This is a genomic window from Cupriavidus sp. 05N38, assembly GCF_056397345.1.
In genome coordinates this window covers 97,693-112,229 of record NZ_JBFTNF010000002.1, presented here as the reverse complement: position 1 = coordinate 112,229, position 14,537 = coordinate 97,693, and the positions used below count along the sequence as shown (strand labels likewise).

Here is a 14,537-nt window from a genome sequence, read left to right as displayed (position 1 = left end):
GAGTAGTTGTATCTAGAATATAAACACATAAACACGAACCGGACAGCAGCCGCTGATCCGTCACCCACCGAACGGCAGAACAGGATCCACCCGATGACTCCCGCAGCCACCCTCCGCCAGCGCCTCCAGGCGCCCGGCATGATCATCGCCCCGGGCGCCTATGACGCCATCGGCGCACGCCTGATCGAGCAGGCCGGCTTTGCCGCCTGCTACATGACCGGCGCCGGCACCTCGGCCGCGCGCGGCTTTCCCGATTTTGGCCTGCTGACCATGAGCGAGATGGTCGAGAATGCCGCGGTGATGGCGCGCGCCACGGGCATCCCGCTGATCGCGGACGCCGACACCGGCTACGGCAATGAACTGAACGTCACCCGGACCGTGCGCGAGTACGAGGCGCGCGGCGTGGCGGCAATCCATATCGAAGACCAGGTCGCGCCCAAGCGCTGCGGCCACCTCGACGGCAAGGAAGTGGTGTCGCGCGAGGCGTTCGTCTCCAAGATCCGGGCCGCGGTGCAAGCGCGCCGCACGCCTGACTTCGTCGTCATCGCGCGTACCGATGCGCGCGCCGTGCTGGGCCTGGACGAAGCCGTGTGGCGGGCCAACGCCGCGCTCGAGGCCGGCGCCGACATGGCCTTCGTCGAGGCCGCGCAGACCCTCGAGGAAGTGGCCGCGGTACCAAGGCTGGTGCGCGGCCCCTGCCTGCTCAATGTGGTGCCCGGCGGCCGCACGCCGATCTTCGACCTGCGCGAGGCCGAGGCGATGGGCTACAAGCTGGCGATACTGCCCGGCCTGATGCTCAAGGCGGCCATCGAGGCCGGGGACGCCGCGCTGGCCGAACTCAAGTCGAGCTTCACCGCGCCGGCCGTATCGGCCAGCGTGGGCCAGACCTTCCGCCGCTTCGGCGCCGACGAATGGGACGGCCTGCGCCAGCGCTTCAACGCCGGCGCGCGCGCCACCAGCCCCGACGCGCCGGCCGGCGCCAGGGCAGCCTGACCATGGCCCGCACTCTGTTCGACAAGCTCTGGGATGCGCATGTCGTGCGCGAACTGGGGGACGGCTGGGCCCTGCTGCATATCGACCGCCACCTGCTGCACGACCTGTCCGGCCCGCCCGCGCTGGGCGAGGTGGCCGCGCGCGGCTTGCCGCTGCACGATCCGGCGCTGGTGTTTTCCACGCCGGACCACGCGGTATCCAGCCAGCCGGGGCGCGACGGCCATACCTTCCCCCTGGGCGGACGCTTGTGGACCGCGCTGCGCGATCAGTCGGCCGCGGCCGGCGTGACGATGTTCGATCTCGGCCAGCCGGGGCAGGGCATCGTCCACGTGATGGGCCCCGAGCTGGGCATCGTGCTGCCGGGCCTGACCGTGATCTGCGGCGACAGCCACACTTGCACCAACGGCGGCCTGGGTGCGATGGCGTTCGGCGTGGGCTCGTCGCAGAGCACGCATGCGCTCGCCACGCAGACGCTGCGCCAGCAGAAGCCGCGCCGCATGCGCATCCGCTGCGACGGCGTGCTGGCCGAGGGCATCACCGCCAAGGATCTGGCGCTGCATATCATCGCCAGGCTCGGGACGGCCGCCGGCGTGGGCCATGCCATCGAGTTCGCCGGCACGGCCATCGACGCGCTCGATGTGGAAGGGCGCCTGACGCTGTGCAACCTCAGCGTCGAGCTGGGCGCGCGCTTCGGCATGGTGGCGCCGGACGAACGCACCATCGAGTGGCTGCGCGGCCGCCCCCATGCCCCGGCCGGCGACGCCTTCGAGGCCGCCGCCGCCTACTGGCGCACGCTGGTCAGCGACGACGGCGCGGTCTTCGACCACGAGGAAGCGATCGATGCCAGCGAGGTGGCGCCCACCATCACCTGGGGCACCAGCCCCGAGCACGCCATCCCGGTCGGCGGCACGATCCCGGACCCGGCCACCGCGGCCGACCAGCCGGCGCGCGATGCCATCGATGCCGCGCTCGAATACATGGGCCTGGCAGCCAACGCGCCGATTGCCGGCACGCCGGTCGACTGGGTCTTCATCGGCTCGTGCGCCAACTCGCGCTTGTCCGACCTGCGCGCCGCCGCCGCCGTGGCGCGCGGGCGCCGCGTGGCGCCAGGCGTGACCGCCTGGGTGGTGCCGGGCTCGGAGAACGTCAAGCGCGCGGCGGAGGCCGAAGGCCTGCGCGCCGTGTTCGAGGACGCCGGCTTCGCGTGGCGCGAGCCGGGCTGCAGCATGTGCGTGGCCGCCAACGGCGAGCAGGTCCCGCCGGGGCAGCGCTCGGTGTCGACCTCCAACCGCAACTTCGTCGGGCGCCAGGGACCGGGCGCCCGCACCCACCTCGCCAGTCCCGCCATGGCCGCCGCGGCTGCGGTGACCGGCTGCATCACCGATGTGCGCAACCTCCGATGACAATGCAACCTTTCACCGTGGTAACGGGCGCCGCCGCGCCCCTGATGCGGGCCAACGTCGACACCGACGTGATCATCCGCATCGAGCGCCTGACCAGCCTGTCGCGCGAGGCGCTGGGTCCGTACGCGCTGGAGGCGCTGCGCTATCGCGCCGACGGCAGCGAGGACCCGGACTTCGTGCTCAACCGGGCTGTGTTCCGGAGCGCGCCGGTGCTGCTGGCCGGCGCCAACTTCGGCTGCGGCTCCTCGCGCGAGGGCGCGGTGTGGGCGCTGATGGCCATGGGCGTGCGCTGCGTGATCGCGCCGAGCTACGGCGACATCTTCTACAACAACTGCTTCCAGAACGGCATGCTGCCGATCCACCTGCCGGCGCAGGCGGTGCAGGCGCTGGCCGCCCAGTGCGCGCGCGGCGCTGCGCTGCGGGTGGACCTGGTGACAGCCACGCTGACCGCGCCCGACGGCACTGTCATCGCCTTTCCGATCGACCCGCTGCGGCGCGAAGCATTGCTGCACGGCCTGGACGATATCGGCCTCACGCTCAAGGACGATCACCTGATCCGCGCCTGGCAGCAGGCGGACCGCGCGCGCAGGCCATGGGCGTGGACGGTGGAACGCAAGAGCGCGCCATGACAAGCCGGATGCCGCCCCCCTGGGTAGTGCGCTGGATCGGCCTGCTGCTGCGCGGGCGCCATGCCGGCGATACCGCGCTGGCCTGCAACGATGCATCGCTAGCGGCGCTGCCCGCCACGCTGGCGTTGCGCAGCCCCGCGTTTTCCGATGGCGGCGCGATGCCGCTGCGCAGCGCCGGCACCGGCGTCGGCGCCAACCGTTCGCCCGCGCTGGACTGGAACCCGCTGCCGGGAGCCGCCACGCACTGGCTGCTGCTGGTGGAAGACCCGGACGTGCCGCTGGCCCGCGCGCTGGTGCATGCGCTGGCGTGGGGACCGGCCGCGCGGCGCGGCCTGGCCGAAGGCGCGCTCGCCGGCGGGCAGGCGCCGGCAGGCGTGACGCTGGCGCTCAACGGCCTGGGCGCGGCGGGCTATGACGGCCCGCGTCCCCTGCACGGGCACGGCCCGCACCGCTACGTGTTCCAGCTCTACGCGCTGTCGGCTTCGCCGCCCGCGGCGCTGGAGCGCGCCACGCTGGTGGCGTGGCTGCGCCGGCACGCCGTCGCGCGTGGCCGCCTCGACGGCGTGTTCCAGCGCGACTGGCGCGGCCGCGTGCTGGCGCCGGCCGCGGCGTTGCCGTGAGCGCCCGGATGTACCCGACAAAAACACAAGGAGACGACATGCAACCCAGTACCGAACAACAAGCCGGCCGCCGGCGCCCGGGGCCGGCGCCGGCAGCACTCGCCTGCGCGGCATGGCTGCTGGCCTGCGCCGAGGCACCGGCGATGGCCGCCGCAGCGCAGGCAGCCTGGCGCCCTGAGCGACCTGTCACCCTGGTGGTGCCCTACGCCGCCGGCGGCGGCACCGACGCCACCGCGCGCGCCGTCTCGAAGCAGCTCGGCGTGCTGTGGGGACAGCCCGTGGTGGTGGAGAACCTGCCCGGCGCCGACGGCCTGATCGGCACGCGCCGCGTGATGGAAGCCAGGCCCGACGGCTACACCCTGCTGCTGCAGGTGCCCGCCATCGTCGTCACCAAATACACGCCGGGCCTGAAAGGCATCGACCCGCTCGCGCGGCTGGAGCCTGTCACGGCCATCTCGCAGTCGCCCGCCGCCGTGGTGGCGAGCGGCAAGCTGCCGGTGAGGACCATGGCCGAGTTCGTGCAGTACTGCAAGGCAGTGGGCAGGGCGTGCTCGCTGGGCACCGGCGAAAGCGTGGCGCGCATCTCCGGCAGGCAACTGGCGGAAGAAACCGGCCTGCCCAATCTCATCATCGTCAACTACCGCGGCACCGGACCCATCGTCACGGACCTGATCGCCAACAACGTCAACCTGTCGTTTACCGGCATCACCGCGGCGCTGCCGCACTACAAGGCCGGCACGCTGCGGATCCTGGCCACCCAGGGGCAAAAGCGCGCGGCCGCGCTGCCGGAAGTGCCCACCACCGCCGAGGCCGGCTACCCGCAGTTCCAGTCGGTCACGTGGTACGGCCTGTTCGCGCCGAAGGGCACCCCGGCCGCGGTCACGCAGGGCGTGGTGGCCGCGCTACGCGAAGCCGTGAAGGACCCGGACGTGCAGAAGACCATCGCCGCCGCCGGCGCCGAGCCGGTGGTCAACTCGCCCGCCGAGTTCGCGACCCAGGTGCGCCAGGACAGCGAGCGACTCGGCGCGCTGGTCAAGCGCTACCCGTTCGAGTAGGCATGCCGCACGGCAAGGCAACGACCAGGAGCAAGACATGAAGCATTCAACCGACCGGCGCGCCGCAATGACGCGCGCCGCCGCGTGCCTGGCGCTCGCGCTGGCGGGCCTGCCCGCCTTTGCGCAGCCACGGTGGCCAGCCAGGCCAATCCGCCTGGTGCTGCCGTTCGCGGCCGGCGGTCCGGGCGACATCACCACCCGCATGATCGCGCGCGCGCTTGGCGCGCAGCTGGGCCAGAGCGTGATCGTGGACAACAAGCCGGGCGCGGGCGGCATCATCGGCACCGAGTTCGTCGCCAAGAGCGCGCCGGACGGCTACACGCTGCTGATCGCCGGCAACGGCGCGGTGGCCAACGCGCTGTTGCGCCCGAAGATGCCCTATGCGGACAGCGACCTCGTGCCCGTGGTCAGCACCAACGCCGCGCCGTCGGTGATGGTGGCGGGCAGCGCCGCGCCGTTCAGCGATCTCAAATCCCTGCGGGCCTATGGCAAGGCCAGGGGCGGCATCACGTTCGGCACCGCGGGCGCGGGCAGCACCGGGCATTTCGTCGCGGAGATGGTGCAGGCGGCGCTGGGCGTGCCGGTCACGCTGGTGCACTACAAGAGCGGATCGGAGACGCTCAACGCGGTGATCGGCGGCCAGATCGACCTGGCTTCGGAAGCGCCGGTGGGCGTGATGGGCTTCGTGCGCGGTGGCAAGCTGCGCGCGCTGGCGGTGGCCGACGACCAGCGGGCGCCGTCGCTGCCCGATGTGCCCACCACGGTGGAGCAGGGCTTTGCCGGCATCCGCATGGAGCATTGGGGCGGCATCTACGCGCCCCGGGGCACGCCGGGGCCGGTGCTGGACCGAATCGCGCAGGCCACGCAGGCCGCGTTCCAGGGCGACGCGGCCCTGCGCGCGCAGTTCGAGACCTATGGCTACCGGCCCGTGGCCGGCACGCGGGTCGAGTTCACGCGCTTTATCCAGCAGGAGAAAGCGCGCCTGGGCAAGATCGTGCACGATGCGCAGATGCGCATCGACTAGCCGGCATCACTCGCTACCTCCGCCGCCACTTTTTCGCGCGCCGGCTGGCGCACGGTGTTGTCGCGCATCAGCAGGCGCACCAGCACGGCACTCGTCAGCGCCGCCGCCGCGGCCACGCACAGCACCCACGAAAAGCCGCCCGCGAACGCGCCGCGCGCGAGCGGCGCCAGCGTGTCGCGCAGCGGCGGGGCGAAGGCGGCCAGCGCGCCGTCGAGGTCGCCGGCCGCCACGCGCGCCACGACGCGGGCAGCGGCGTCCTGCGGCAAGGCGCCGGGCGCCAGGGCGCGCAAGGCCGCATCGAACAGCGCTTGCATGTGCCAGGCCAGCAGGCCGGCGAGCAGGCCGAACGACAGCACGATGGCGCTGAAGCGGGTGGTGGTGCTGATGCCCGACGCCATGCCCGAGCGTTCGCGCGGGATGCAGGCCATGATGTTCTTCTGCGTATCGCCGTTGAGCAGGCCCGCGCCGCTGCCGGTGACCGCCATTGCCAGCGCGAATGGCAGGTAGCTCATGGTGGTGGCGGCCCACGCGCTCAGCAGGTTGCCCAGGCCGACCAGCACCAGGCCGGTCACCAGCATGGTGGATGCGTCGATCCGGTGCGACAGGCGCACGCCGATGCGCGGAAAGACCAGCATGGTCAGCGCGAACGGCAACATCGCCGCGCCCGAGGCGATGGCCGAGAAGCCCAGCCCGGTCTGCAGGTAGAGCGGGATCAGCGTCATCATCACCTGCGCGCAGCCGGCGTAGGCCGCCATCGCCAGCAGCGCGCCGATCAGGCGCGGGTTACGGAACAGCGACAGGTCCAGCATCGGCCGGCGCTGCACGCGCTGCGTGACGATAAAGAGCGCGAACAGCGCCGCGCCGCCGGCCACGCGCAGCAGCGTGTGCGGATCGCCCCAGCCGATGCGGTTGGCCTCGATCAGGGCCCAGATCATCAGGAACAGGCTGCCGCTGAAGGTGAGGGCGCCGCTCGCATCGATGCGCGCGGCGCCGGCATCGCGCGAGTTCTCCACATGCCGGATCACCATGGCGCCCAGCAGCAAGCCCACCGGCAGGTTCAGCAGGAACACCCAGCGCCAGCCCATGGTCTGGCTGATGATGCCGCCCAGCCCGGGCGCCACCAGCGTGGCCATGCCCATGCACGCGCCCCAGAACGCCCAGGCGCGGGCGCGCTCGCGCTCGTCGTGGAACGCATGCGCGATGGTGGCCAGGGCCGAGGTCAGCAGCAGCGCCGCGCCCACGCCCTTGGCCGCGCGCGCCAGGTTCAGCTGCAGGCTGGTGGCGGCAAGGCCGCAACCCAGCGAGGCCAGCATGAACACCGCCAGTCCCACCAGCAGCATGCGCTTGCGGCCGAACTTGTCGGCCAGGCTGCCCGCCGGCAGCAGGCCGCCGGCGAAGGTCAGCATATAGGCGCTGACCACCCATTCGATATCGGAGAACGTGGCATGCAGGTCCGCCGCGATGCGCGGCAGCGTGACGGCCACGATATTGGTGTCGAGCACGATCAGGGCGCAGGCGCCGGACGCCGTCAGGAGCGCCGCGCGGGAGCCGGTGCCGCCGCTCATGCTATTGCCCCCGATGAAACAATTGCGCCACTTGTGCCGCGCAGGCGGCCTTTTCGCCGCTGGTTCGCCGTATACCGCATGTCGTTGCTTCCTGTCTAGAGGAGCGCCAGCATACGTCTGGCCGTGGCCGGCGTTGTTGCGCTGGCCATGCTATTTTGTTGCCTACTAGCTAACAAAGCCTTGGGAGTGGTTGGCAACCAATGGAACTGCGTCATTTCCGCTACTTCATCGCCGTTGCCCAGGACCTGCATTTCACGCGGGCCGCGGCCCGGCTTGGCATTTCCACGCCCACCCTGACCAGGCAGATCCAGGAGATGGAGTCCGCGCTAGGGATCCGGCTGCTGGAGCGCAACCAGCGGTCGGTGGCGCTGACGCCGGCCGGCGAGGTGCTGCTGGTGGAAGCGCGCGCGGTGGTGGCGCAGTTCGAGTCAGCGCAACTGCATGCGCAGCGCGAGGCGCGCGGCGAAACCGGCGAGATCCATATCGGCTATGTGGCCTCGGCGGCGTATTCGGGCGTGCTGCAGCGGCAGGTGGAGGCCTTCCGCGCCGCTTGCCCCGATGTACGCCTGCTGGTGCGCGAGGCGCCGATGGACAGCCTGCCGGACCAGGTCAGGGATGGCCGGTTCGATATTGCCTACGTGCGCTCGCCGGTGCGCGTGCCCGAGGGCGTGGACGCGCTGCCGCTGGCCCCCGAAGGCTTCATCCTGGCGCTGCATGCCGCGTCCTGGCTGCGTGGCCTGCCCGAGATCCAGCCTGCGCATCTCAAGGAAGAGACGTTTATCCTGCCCGAGCAGGTCTCGGGCACGCTTTCCACCGCGGAGCAGGGCGGCTTCGCGCCGCGGCTGGGGCCGCAGCCCGGCGGGCTGGTCGCGGTGCTGACGCTGGTATCGCTGGGCGAAGGGGTGGCGATCGTGCCGAACGCGGTGGCCGGCCATATCAGCCTGCCCAGCCTGGTGTACCGCGAGATCGCCGGGCTCGGGGTGACTTCCTACCTCTCGCTGATGTCGCGCAGGCACGAACGGGGTGCGGCGATCCGGCGCTATATCGAACTGGTGTCGCGGCCGCCGCCCGGCCCGGAACCCGTTCGATGATGGCAGCCTCGGCGGCGCGGCAGACCGCCCGATGCGCGCCGGCGGGGCGGGCGGAGGCAGGCACTCACTCCATCGACAGCCGTGCCGCAAACGCCAGCAGCACCGCCGAGAACGACCAGCGCTGGACCGCCTGCGCGCGCGGGCTGCCGCGCAGCCAGGCGGCCATGCGCGCGGCGCCGAACACGCAGGCCAGGTCGAAGGCGATGCCGGTCAGCACCAGCACCACGCCAAGTTCCACCACCTGCGACCACACCGGCGCGCCGTGCGGATCGACGAACTGCGGCAGCAGCACCGAGCAGAACAACAGCGCCTTCGGGTTCAGCAGGCTGCTCAGCGCGCCGCGCGCGACCGAGGCGCGCAGGGGCGCGGCCGCGCCGGCGCCGCCCGCGCCGGTGTCGATGCCGAAGGCGGGGCTGCGCAGGATCTGGATGGCCACCCAGGCAAGGTAGAGCCCGCCCGCCACGCGCACGCCCTGGTAAAGCCACGGCGCGGCGCGCAGCAGCGCGGCCACGCCACAGGCAGACAACGTGACATGGGTGGCGCGCGCGAGCGCCAGCCCGGCCGCGTTGGCCAGGCCATGGCGGACGCCGCGGCTGGTGCTGGTCTGCAGCACCAGCGCCATGTCGGGGCCGGGCAAGGCGTAGACCACGGCCAGCGCGCCAATGAACGTGAGCAGCAGGTGAAGCGAAACCATGATGCACTCCTGTCGGGGATGGCGTCATGATGACGCACGGCGCGGAGGGATTTTTGGCGTTTTTCCACGGAAAAGTTATGGAAATTGGGGGAATGCGCTAATCTTCCGGGATTCCGTGGAGGCAGGACGATGGAACTCGATAAAGTGGATCGCGCGATCCTGATGGCGGTACAGGCCGACGGCCGCGCCACCAACGCCAGCGTGGCGGAATCCGCAGGGCTCAGCGAGACGCCCTGCGCGCGCCGGCTGAAGCGGCTGGAGGCGGAGGGCTATATCGAGGGCTATCGCGCGTTGCTGTCGCGGCAGGCGCTCGGGCTTGGAGTGATGGCGTTCACGCAGGTGCGCTTCGGCGTGCACAGCCGCGAACTGTCCGACCGCTTCGAGCGCGAGGTGCAGGCGATTCCGCGCATCATTTCCTGCCATAACGTCTCCGGCAGCGCGGACTACCTGCTGCTGGTGGTGTCGCGGGACCTGGACGACTACGGCATCTTCATGCGCGATGTGCTGCGCACCTTGCCCGGCGTGACGGCCGTCGAGTCGATGCTGTCGCTGCGCGAGGTCAAGCGCAACGCGGGTTTGCCGTTGCTCTGAAGGCAGGCGGGGCGCCCTTCAGCCCTCGCTGTCCCCGCCGCGATGCCGGGCCGCCAGCGCTACTTCGCGCGCCACCGCGAAGCACAGCAGGGCCGCCGCCGTGGCCAGGATCGCCAGCGTGATCGCCAGTTGCCTCCCGTGCCACAGGCCGCCGAACCACTGCGAAAACTCGGCCGCCAGCACCGCTGCCTTGCCGCCGATGCGCTCGAGCTGGAAATCGTATTGCCGCTGCCAGCCCGGGCCGTACAGCAAGTCGGCGGAGGCCTCTTCGCGCGCGGCGTTCAGGTAGATCAGCGCAGCACCGATCCAGCCCGCGCCGAGGATGACGGCGCCCAGCAGGTAGAGCCGGGCCGGCAGGGTCAGGCGCTTGCGCGCGGGCGGCGGGGTTTCGGTCTCGTTCATTGGGGCGCGGGGTCGTGCCTGGATGTTCCAGGCATTGTAGGCAAAGTCCGCCTAAGCCTCCGCCCCCGCCTCCGTCCCGGCCGTGCGCCGGGGTAAATATCGCTGCCGGCGCGCCGATATAGGGAGTGGGCTAGCAAGGCTTGCGGGTGCGTTGCATCGGCGCGCTGCCGTTTTTCTAGCCAGAGCCAGACCGGCGCGCATGCTGCGACCTGGTCTGCCCCGAACAAGACAATTGGCAGGCACCCCTCCTTGCCCCATTCCATGGCTACTGACCCAGGCGATGCGAGCAACCGCTCGAAGCGCTTGCGCCGGCTTCTTCTCTTGCGCATCGTGCCGGCCCTGTTCGCGGCGCTGCTGTGCGTGCAGCCGCCCGGCGCCGCGGCCGATACGGCCCAGCCGCGCTCCGAGGCGGTGATGCGCACCGTGTACAGCCTGCTCGGCTATGCGCGCTGGCCCGTCGAACGCGAGGTGCTGCGCCTGTGCGTGGACAGCTCGGCGCGCTACGCCGGCAAGCTGTCCGACGGCGGCACGCTGGCCAGCGGGCGCCCGATACAGTCGCGGCGCATCGATGTCATGGCCGCGGGCTCGATGACAGGCTGCGACTCGGTCTACCTGGCCGCGATGACCGACGCCAGCCGCAAGAAGGTCGCGGCCGATCTGGGCGGGCGCCCCGTGCTGGTCATCACCGAAGAAGACTTCGAGTGCGAGGTCGGCAGCATGTTCTGCCTGAGCGTGGCGGACAACCGCGTCTCGTTCCGCGTCAACCTCGATTCCGTCGCGCGCAGCGGCATCCATATCCATCCCGGCGTGCTGCAGCTCGGGCGCCGGCGGGGGGCGGCGTCATGAGGCCGCGCTCCCGCCCCGGCGCGGCGGCCGCGCGCCCCACGCTCTACCACACGCTGCGCCGCATCCACCTGAGCGTGGCGCTGATCGCCGTCTGCACGGCGGGGCTCTCGCTCACGGCGCTCGGCCTGGCCGCACTGCGCGTCTACGCCGACCACAACCTGCACCTGATCGCACGCTCGCTCGCCTACACGCTGGAGGCCCCGGTGGTGTTCCGCGACCCGGCGGCGGCAAGCGAAGCGCTGGTGGCCATCGCCACCGCCGAGGTGGCGCAGGCCAGCGTCTACCACCGCGACAACCGGCTGCTGGCCGAATGGCATCACCCGGCCAACAAGCGCCTCGCCGGCCTGCAGCGCATGGCGAGCAGGCTGATGGCGCCAGGCCCGGTGGAACAGGTCATCCTGCACGAGACCCAGGTGGTAGGCACCGTGCGCCTGTCGGCCGATCCCGCCAAGCTGTTCCAGTTCGTGCTCAGCGGCCTGCTTGGCCTGCTGGCCTGCCTGTTGCTGACCGCGGTGAGCGCGCACTACATGTCGAGCCGCATGCTGGTGCATATCATCGAGCCGGTGCGCAACCTGATGCGCGTGGCCCACGCGGTGCGCTCCGGGCGCGCGTTCGACCAGCGCACGCCGCCGGCGCGCATTGCCGAGCTCAATGCGCTGGGCGAGGACTTCAACGGCCTGCTCGACGAGCTCGAAAGCTGGCAGGACCAGCTGCAGCACGAGAATCGCTCGCTGGCGCACCGCGCCAGCCACGACAGCCTGACAGGGCTGCTCAACCGCGGCGCGTTCGAGGATGCGCTGCACCGCGCCGTGCGCTTTGCCGCGATTTCCCGCTCGCACGTGGGCGTGCTCTACCTGGACAGCGATGCGTTCAAGGAGATCAATGACACCTTTGGCCATGCCGCCGGCGACGAAGTGCTGGCCGGCATCGCCCAGCGCATCCGTGCCTGCCTGCGCGAGGGCGACCTGGTCGCGCGGCTGGGTGGCGACGAGTTCGCGGTGCTGGTCACGCCCCTGCGCCGGCCCGCCGACATCGTCCAGGTGGCCGAGCACATCCTGCAGCGCATGAAGGATCCGGTCCGGCTCAGCGGCGGCACCAGCATCGAGGCCTCGCTCAGCATCGGCCTGTCGGTGTTCCCGCAGCATGGGCAGAGCGCCGCCGAGTTGCTGCACAAGGCCGACGAGGCGATGTACGAGGCCAAGCGCGGCCGCGGGCGACGCTGGCAGATCGCGGAGCCGGGACTGGTTGCCGGCGAGCCCGTCGCCGAGCCGCAATAGGCCAGTGCCGGGAGCAGGGTGCGCCGGCGCCGGCGCGAAAGCAGCGCCATGGGCGCCGTACAAATCGCAAAGAGGATAGGAGAAGCATCGTGTCATCGAACCTGTCGGGAAGCGCAAGGCGATGCCTGGCCGCCGTCCTGGCCGCCGCCACGCTGGCCCTGGGCGCCTGCCAGAGCACGAGCGGCGCCGGGCTCAGCGTTCCGCAGATCGAGACGCTCAAGGAACAAGGCTTCACGCAGACCGAGAGCGGCTGGGAGCTGAACCTGTCCGAGAAAGTGCTGTTCGGCCTGAACGAAGACACCATCGGCACCGACCACGAGGCGATCGTGCTGCGCATCGGCATGGCGTTGAAGAGCGCGGGCATCGGCCGTGTCCGGCTCGACGGCCACACCGACGACTCCGGCCCGGCCGACTACAACCAGCAACTCTCGGTGCGGCGCGCGCAGGCAGTGGCCAGGGTGCTGGCCGTGAATGCCTTCGCGGCGCAGGACATCGAGGTGCGCGGGCTGGGCAAGAGCCGCCCGGTGGCGGACAACCGCACCGCCGCGGGCCGCGCGGAGAACCGGCGGGTTGCCATCGTGGTGACGGTGGAGTAGGGGACGCGCCTTGCGTGAAGTTTGCGTGCAAGCCTGCCCGCTGATCCGGCGATTGCCCGCCGCGCATTGCGCCTAGACTGGCGGCTCCGCATCGACAACGCAGCAGCATGGACACACAACCGGCACCACATCCGGCCGGCCAGGGCGCCGCCCAGGCCGCCGCCCAGTTTGGCGCGCTGACCGCACGCCTGCAGCAAGGCGGCGTGCTGCCGCCGGACGATATTCGCCAATGGTGCCAGCTCGGCCTCGAACAGGGCTACGCCGCCGCCGTGCAGCAGGTCTGCCAGAACCTGCTGGCGGCGCCGCAGGCGCATCCGGCGCTCCTGCCGTACTGGTTGTTCTTCCTCGGCACCGCATTGCTGCATCAGCAGCGCATCGAAGAGGGCGTGCTGGTGGAGCGGCAGGCGCTCGAAGCCTTGTGCGCGGCGCCGCTGGTCCACAATCCGCAGCCCGCCATGCGCAAGCTTGCCGATCCGCAGGTACAGGCTCTGCTGTGGCAGGTGCTGGCGCAACTCGCGGGCAGCGGGGTGCGCGCCTTCGCGCATGCCGGCACCCTGCTCGGGCTGGTGCGCGAAGGCCGCCTGCTTCCGTTCGACAAGGACCTCGACCTGGGCCTGCTGGTGGCGGAACTGCCGGCCGCGCACGCCATCCTGAGCGCCCACGGCTGGCAGCGCCCGCAGCCTGTCTTCGCCATCGACAATATGGCGACCTACCATCATCCGCGCCTGGACGTGGTGCTGGACCTCTGCGGCCTGCAGCCGCAAGCGGATGGTGCCACGCTGCTGGGCGGCTTCTGGACCGGCGGCGGCACGCCCGCCAGCCACCAGCGCGTGACCCGCTTCCCCGGCCCGCTGCAACTTGAACAAGCCGGCAGCCCCGCCGGTCAGGTGTGGCAGCTGCAGGATCCGCATGGCTGGCTCGAGGCGGTCTATGGCAAGGCCTGGCGCGTGCCGGATCCGGCCTTCGACACCATCATCGGCGCGCATAACCTGCTTGGCTTCTCCGCCCTGACGCAGTGGTATGCCTACTCGCGCATCGCCAATGCCTGCCTGAACGGCTACTGGGAGAAGGCGCTGCGGCTCGTGCGGCTGGTGCTGGAGCGCCATACGCCGGAAGACAGGCTGCTGCTGCGCATCGGCGGGGTGCTCGAAGGCCGGCTGGCCGGGTTGCGCCCGCCAGCCTGAAGCGCCGCGCCCGCACCGCTACGCACCGTTAAGCGGCGCGCTCCAGGCTGGCCAGAATGCGCTCGCGCAGCGCCGTGGTCGAGACCTCGCTGGCGCGCGGCGTCCAGCTCAGCCCGATGCCGAGCGCCGCCAGCCGTGGCGCCAGCCGCTCCCAGCGCGCGCTGCCGCGCCAGTCCTCGCCGATGAAGACGTGATCGACTCCCAGGTCCGCCACCCAGCGCACCGCGCCTTCGGTGTCATCCAGCCCGCCCGGCTGGAGCAAGGCCTCGTCCACCCACCCCAGCCCCCGCACGATTTCCAGCCGCTCGGCCTCCGGCACGGCCGGCGTGCGCCCCTTCCTGGCCAGCACGGTGGCATCGCGCGTGACCACCGTCACCAGCGTGGCGCAGCGCGCGCGGATGTATTGCAGGTAGCGCAGGTGGCCGACATGGAAGAGATCGAACACGCCCACGGCCAGGCCGCGGGCCGGGAGCGCGTAGAGAGGCAGGGTGGTTGCGCCGTGCGTGTGTGGCAGGTTGTCGGTCATGGGTGAACGCTGTCGGGGATGGCTTGCCGGCGGGGACCGCA

16 protein-coding genes are annotated in these 14,537 nt (G+C 71.2%); 12 read left to right on the top strand and 4 right to left on the bottom strand.

Features of this window, described 5'->3' with window-relative positions; all coding sequences use genetic code 11:
* Positions 1–93: 93 nt before the first annotated feature.
* From AC1DK4_RS01450 to AC1DK4_RS01425, 6 genes are read left to right on the top strand one after another with little or no spacing between them, the layout of a single operon-like run.
* Positions 94–993 carry an isocitrate lyase/PEP mutase family protein gene (locus tag AC1DK4_RS01450; RefSeq protein WP_441612148.1) on the top strand — a complete coding sequence of 300 codons (900 nt, stop codon included), beginning with the start codon at positions 94–96 and terminating at the stop codon, positions 991–993.
* A gap of 2 nt (positions 994–995) precedes the next feature.
* Positions 996–2,396 (top strand): 3-isopropylmalate dehydratase large subunit, encoded by a 1,401-nt coding sequence (gene leuC, locus AC1DK4_RS01445; protein WP_441612149.1) that lies wholly within the window; start codon positions 996–998, stop codon positions 2,394–2,396.
* Between the two features lie 2 nt (positions 2,397–2,398).
* On the top strand, positions 2,399–3,025 hold the full coding sequence (gene leuD, locus AC1DK4_RS01440) for a 3-isopropylmalate dehydratase small subunit (RefSeq protein WP_441612279.1): 627 nt from the start codon (positions 2,399–2,401) through the stop codon (positions 3,023–3,025).
* The gene (locus AC1DK4_RS01435; protein WP_441612150.1) at positions 3,022–3,645 is read left to right on the top strand and encodes a YbhB/YbcL family Raf kinase inhibitor-like protein; all 624 of its coding nucleotides are present in this window, start codon (positions 3,022–3,024) and stop codon (positions 3,643–3,645) included. The genes leuD and AC1DK4_RS01435 overlap by 4 nt, the downstream gene beginning before the upstream one ends.
* A gap of 38 nt (positions 3,646–3,683) precedes the next feature.
* On the top strand, positions 3,684–4,700 hold the full coding sequence (locus AC1DK4_RS01430; protein ID WP_441612151.1) for a tripartite tricarboxylate transporter substrate binding protein: 1,017 nt from the start codon (positions 3,684–3,686) through the stop codon (positions 4,698–4,700).
* 37 nt (positions 4,701–4,737) lie between these two features.
* A complete protein-coding gene (locus AC1DK4_RS01425) occupies positions 4,738–5,724 on the top strand; it encodes a tripartite tricarboxylate transporter substrate binding protein (protein WP_441612152.1) in 987 nt (328 codons plus the stop codon).
* Here the strand turns inward: AC1DK4_RS01425 and AC1DK4_RS01420 are convergent.
* Positions 5,721–7,289, bottom strand: coding sequence for an MFS transporter (locus AC1DK4_RS01420; RefSeq protein ID WP_441612153.1), 1,569 nt, complete (start codon positions 7,287–7,289; stop codon positions 5,721–5,723). The genes AC1DK4_RS01425 and AC1DK4_RS01420 overlap by 4 nt on opposite strands.
* A 200-nt stretch (positions 7,290–7,489) precedes the next feature.
* Here AC1DK4_RS01420 and AC1DK4_RS01415 point away from each other — a divergent pair, with 200 nt between their 5' ends.
* A complete protein-coding gene (locus tag AC1DK4_RS01415) occupies positions 7,490–8,380 on the top strand; it encodes a LysR family transcriptional regulator (protein WP_441612155.1) in 891 nt (296 codons plus the stop codon).
* Between the two features lie 64 nt (positions 8,381–8,444).
* On the opposite strand, the gene AC1DK4_RS01410 is transcribed toward AC1DK4_RS01415, so the two are convergent.
* The gene (locus AC1DK4_RS01410) at positions 8,445–9,074 is read right to left on the bottom strand and encodes a LysE family translocator (protein ID WP_441612156.1); all 630 of its coding nucleotides are present in this window, start codon (positions 9,072–9,074) and stop codon (positions 8,445–8,447) included.
* Positions 9,075–9,203: 129 nt separating this feature from the next.
* Here AC1DK4_RS01410 and AC1DK4_RS01405 point away from each other — a divergent pair, with 129 nt between their 5' ends.
* On the top strand, positions 9,204–9,665 hold the full coding sequence (locus AC1DK4_RS01405) for an Lrp/AsnC family transcriptional regulator (RefSeq protein WP_441612158.1): 462 nt from the start codon (positions 9,204–9,206) through the stop codon (positions 9,663–9,665).
* A gap of 18 nt (positions 9,666–9,683) precedes the next feature.
* Here AC1DK4_RS01405 and AC1DK4_RS01400 read toward each other — a convergent pair whose 3' ends face one another.
* Positions 9,684–10,067 carry a hypothetical protein gene (locus AC1DK4_RS01400; protein ID WP_441612159.1) on the bottom strand — a complete coding sequence of 128 codons (384 nt, stop codon included), beginning with the start codon at positions 10,065–10,067 and terminating at the stop codon, positions 9,684–9,686.
* Positions 10,068–10,328: 261 nt separating this feature from the next.
* Here AC1DK4_RS01400 and yfiR point away from each other — a divergent pair, with 261 nt between their 5' ends.
* The 4 genes from yfiR to AC1DK4_RS01380 all read left to right on the top strand — a co-directional run bounded on the left by yfiR (position 10,329) and on the right by AC1DK4_RS01380 (position 13,970).
* The gene (gene yfiR, locus AC1DK4_RS01395; protein ID WP_441612160.1) at positions 10,329–10,913 is read left to right on the top strand and encodes a regulatory sequestration protein YfiR; all 585 of its coding nucleotides are present in this window, start codon (positions 10,329–10,331) and stop codon (positions 10,911–10,913) included.
* Positions 10,910–12,190 carry a diguanylate cyclase DgcN/YfiN gene (dgcN, locus tag AC1DK4_RS01390; RefSeq protein ID WP_477116111.1) on the top strand — a complete coding sequence of 427 codons (1,281 nt, stop codon included), beginning with the start codon at positions 10,910–10,912 and terminating at the stop codon, positions 12,188–12,190. Before yfiR ends, dgcN begins: the two co-directional genes overlap by 4 nt.
* A gap of 89 nt (positions 12,191–12,279) precedes the next feature.
* The gene (gene yfiB, locus AC1DK4_RS01385; protein ID WP_441612163.1) at positions 12,280–12,786 is read left to right on the top strand and encodes an outer membrane lipoprotein YfiB; all 507 of its coding nucleotides are present in this window, start codon (positions 12,280–12,282) and stop codon (positions 12,784–12,786) included.
* Positions 12,787–12,893: 107 nt separating this feature from the next.
* Positions 12,894–13,970 carry a hypothetical protein gene (locus AC1DK4_RS01380; protein WP_441612164.1) on the top strand — a complete coding sequence of 359 codons (1,077 nt, stop codon included), beginning with the start codon at positions 12,894–12,896 and terminating at the stop codon, positions 13,968–13,970.
* A gap of 28 nt (positions 13,971–13,998) precedes the next feature.
* On the opposite strand, the gene AC1DK4_RS01375 is transcribed toward AC1DK4_RS01380, so the two are convergent.
* On the bottom strand, positions 13,999–14,496 hold the full coding sequence (locus tag AC1DK4_RS01375; protein ID WP_441612165.1) for an FAD synthase family protein: 498 nt from the start codon (positions 14,494–14,496) through the stop codon (positions 13,999–14,001).
* Positions 14,497–14,537: the final 41 nt, after the last annotated feature.

Coding starts and splice junctions, on each gene's coding strand:
- AC1DK4_RS01450 (WP_441612148.1), top strand. CDS start 94: ATGACTCCCGCAGCCACCCTCCGCCAGCGCCTCCAGGCGCCCGGCATG.
- leuC (WP_441612149.1), top strand. CDS start 996: ATGGCCCGCACTCTGTTCGACAAGCTCTGGGATGCGCATGTCGTGCGC.
- leuD (WP_441612279.1), top strand. CDS start 2,399: ATGCAACCTTTCACCGTGGTAACGGGCGCCGCCGCGCCCCTGATGCGG.
- AC1DK4_RS01435 (WP_441612150.1), top strand. CDS start 3,022: ATGACAAGCCGGATGCCGCCCCCCTGGGTAGTGCGCTGGATCGGCCTG.
- AC1DK4_RS01430 (WP_441612151.1), top strand. CDS start 3,684: ATGCAACCCAGTACCGAACAACAAGCCGGCCGCCGGCGCCCGGGGCCG.
- AC1DK4_RS01425 (WP_441612152.1), top strand. CDS start 4,738: ATGAAGCATTCAACCGACCGGCGCGCCGCAATGACGCGCGCCGCCGCG.
- AC1DK4_RS01420 (WP_441612153.1), bottom strand. CDS start 7,289: ATGAGCGGCGGCACCGGCTCCCGCGCGGCGCTCCTGACGGCGTCCGGC.
- AC1DK4_RS01415 (WP_441612155.1), top strand. CDS start 7,490: ATGGAACTGCGTCATTTCCGCTACTTCATCGCCGTTGCCCAGGACCTG.
- AC1DK4_RS01410 (WP_441612156.1), bottom strand. CDS start 9,074: ATGGTTTCGCTTCACCTGCTGCTCACGTTCATTGGCGCGCTGGCCGTG.
- AC1DK4_RS01405 (WP_441612158.1), top strand. CDS start 9,204: ATGGAACTCGATAAAGTGGATCGCGCGATCCTGATGGCGGTACAGGCC.
- AC1DK4_RS01400 (WP_441612159.1), bottom strand. CDS start 10,067: ATGAACGAGACCGAAACCCCGCCGCCCGCGCGCAAGCGCCTGACCCTG.
- yfiR (WP_441612160.1), top strand. CDS start 10,329: ATGGCTACTGACCCAGGCGATGCGAGCAACCGCTCGAAGCGCTTGCGC.
- dgcN (WP_477116111.1), top strand. CDS start 10,910: ATGAGGCCGCGCTCCCGCCCCGGCGCGGCGGCCGCGCGCCCCACGCTC.
- AC1DK4_RS01380 (WP_441612164.1), top strand. CDS start 12,894: ATGGACACACAACCGGCACCACATCCGGCCGGCCAGGGCGCCGCCCAG.
- AC1DK4_RS01375 (WP_441612165.1), bottom strand. CDS start 14,496: ATGACCGACAACCTGCCACACACGCACGGCGCAACCACCCTGCCTCTC.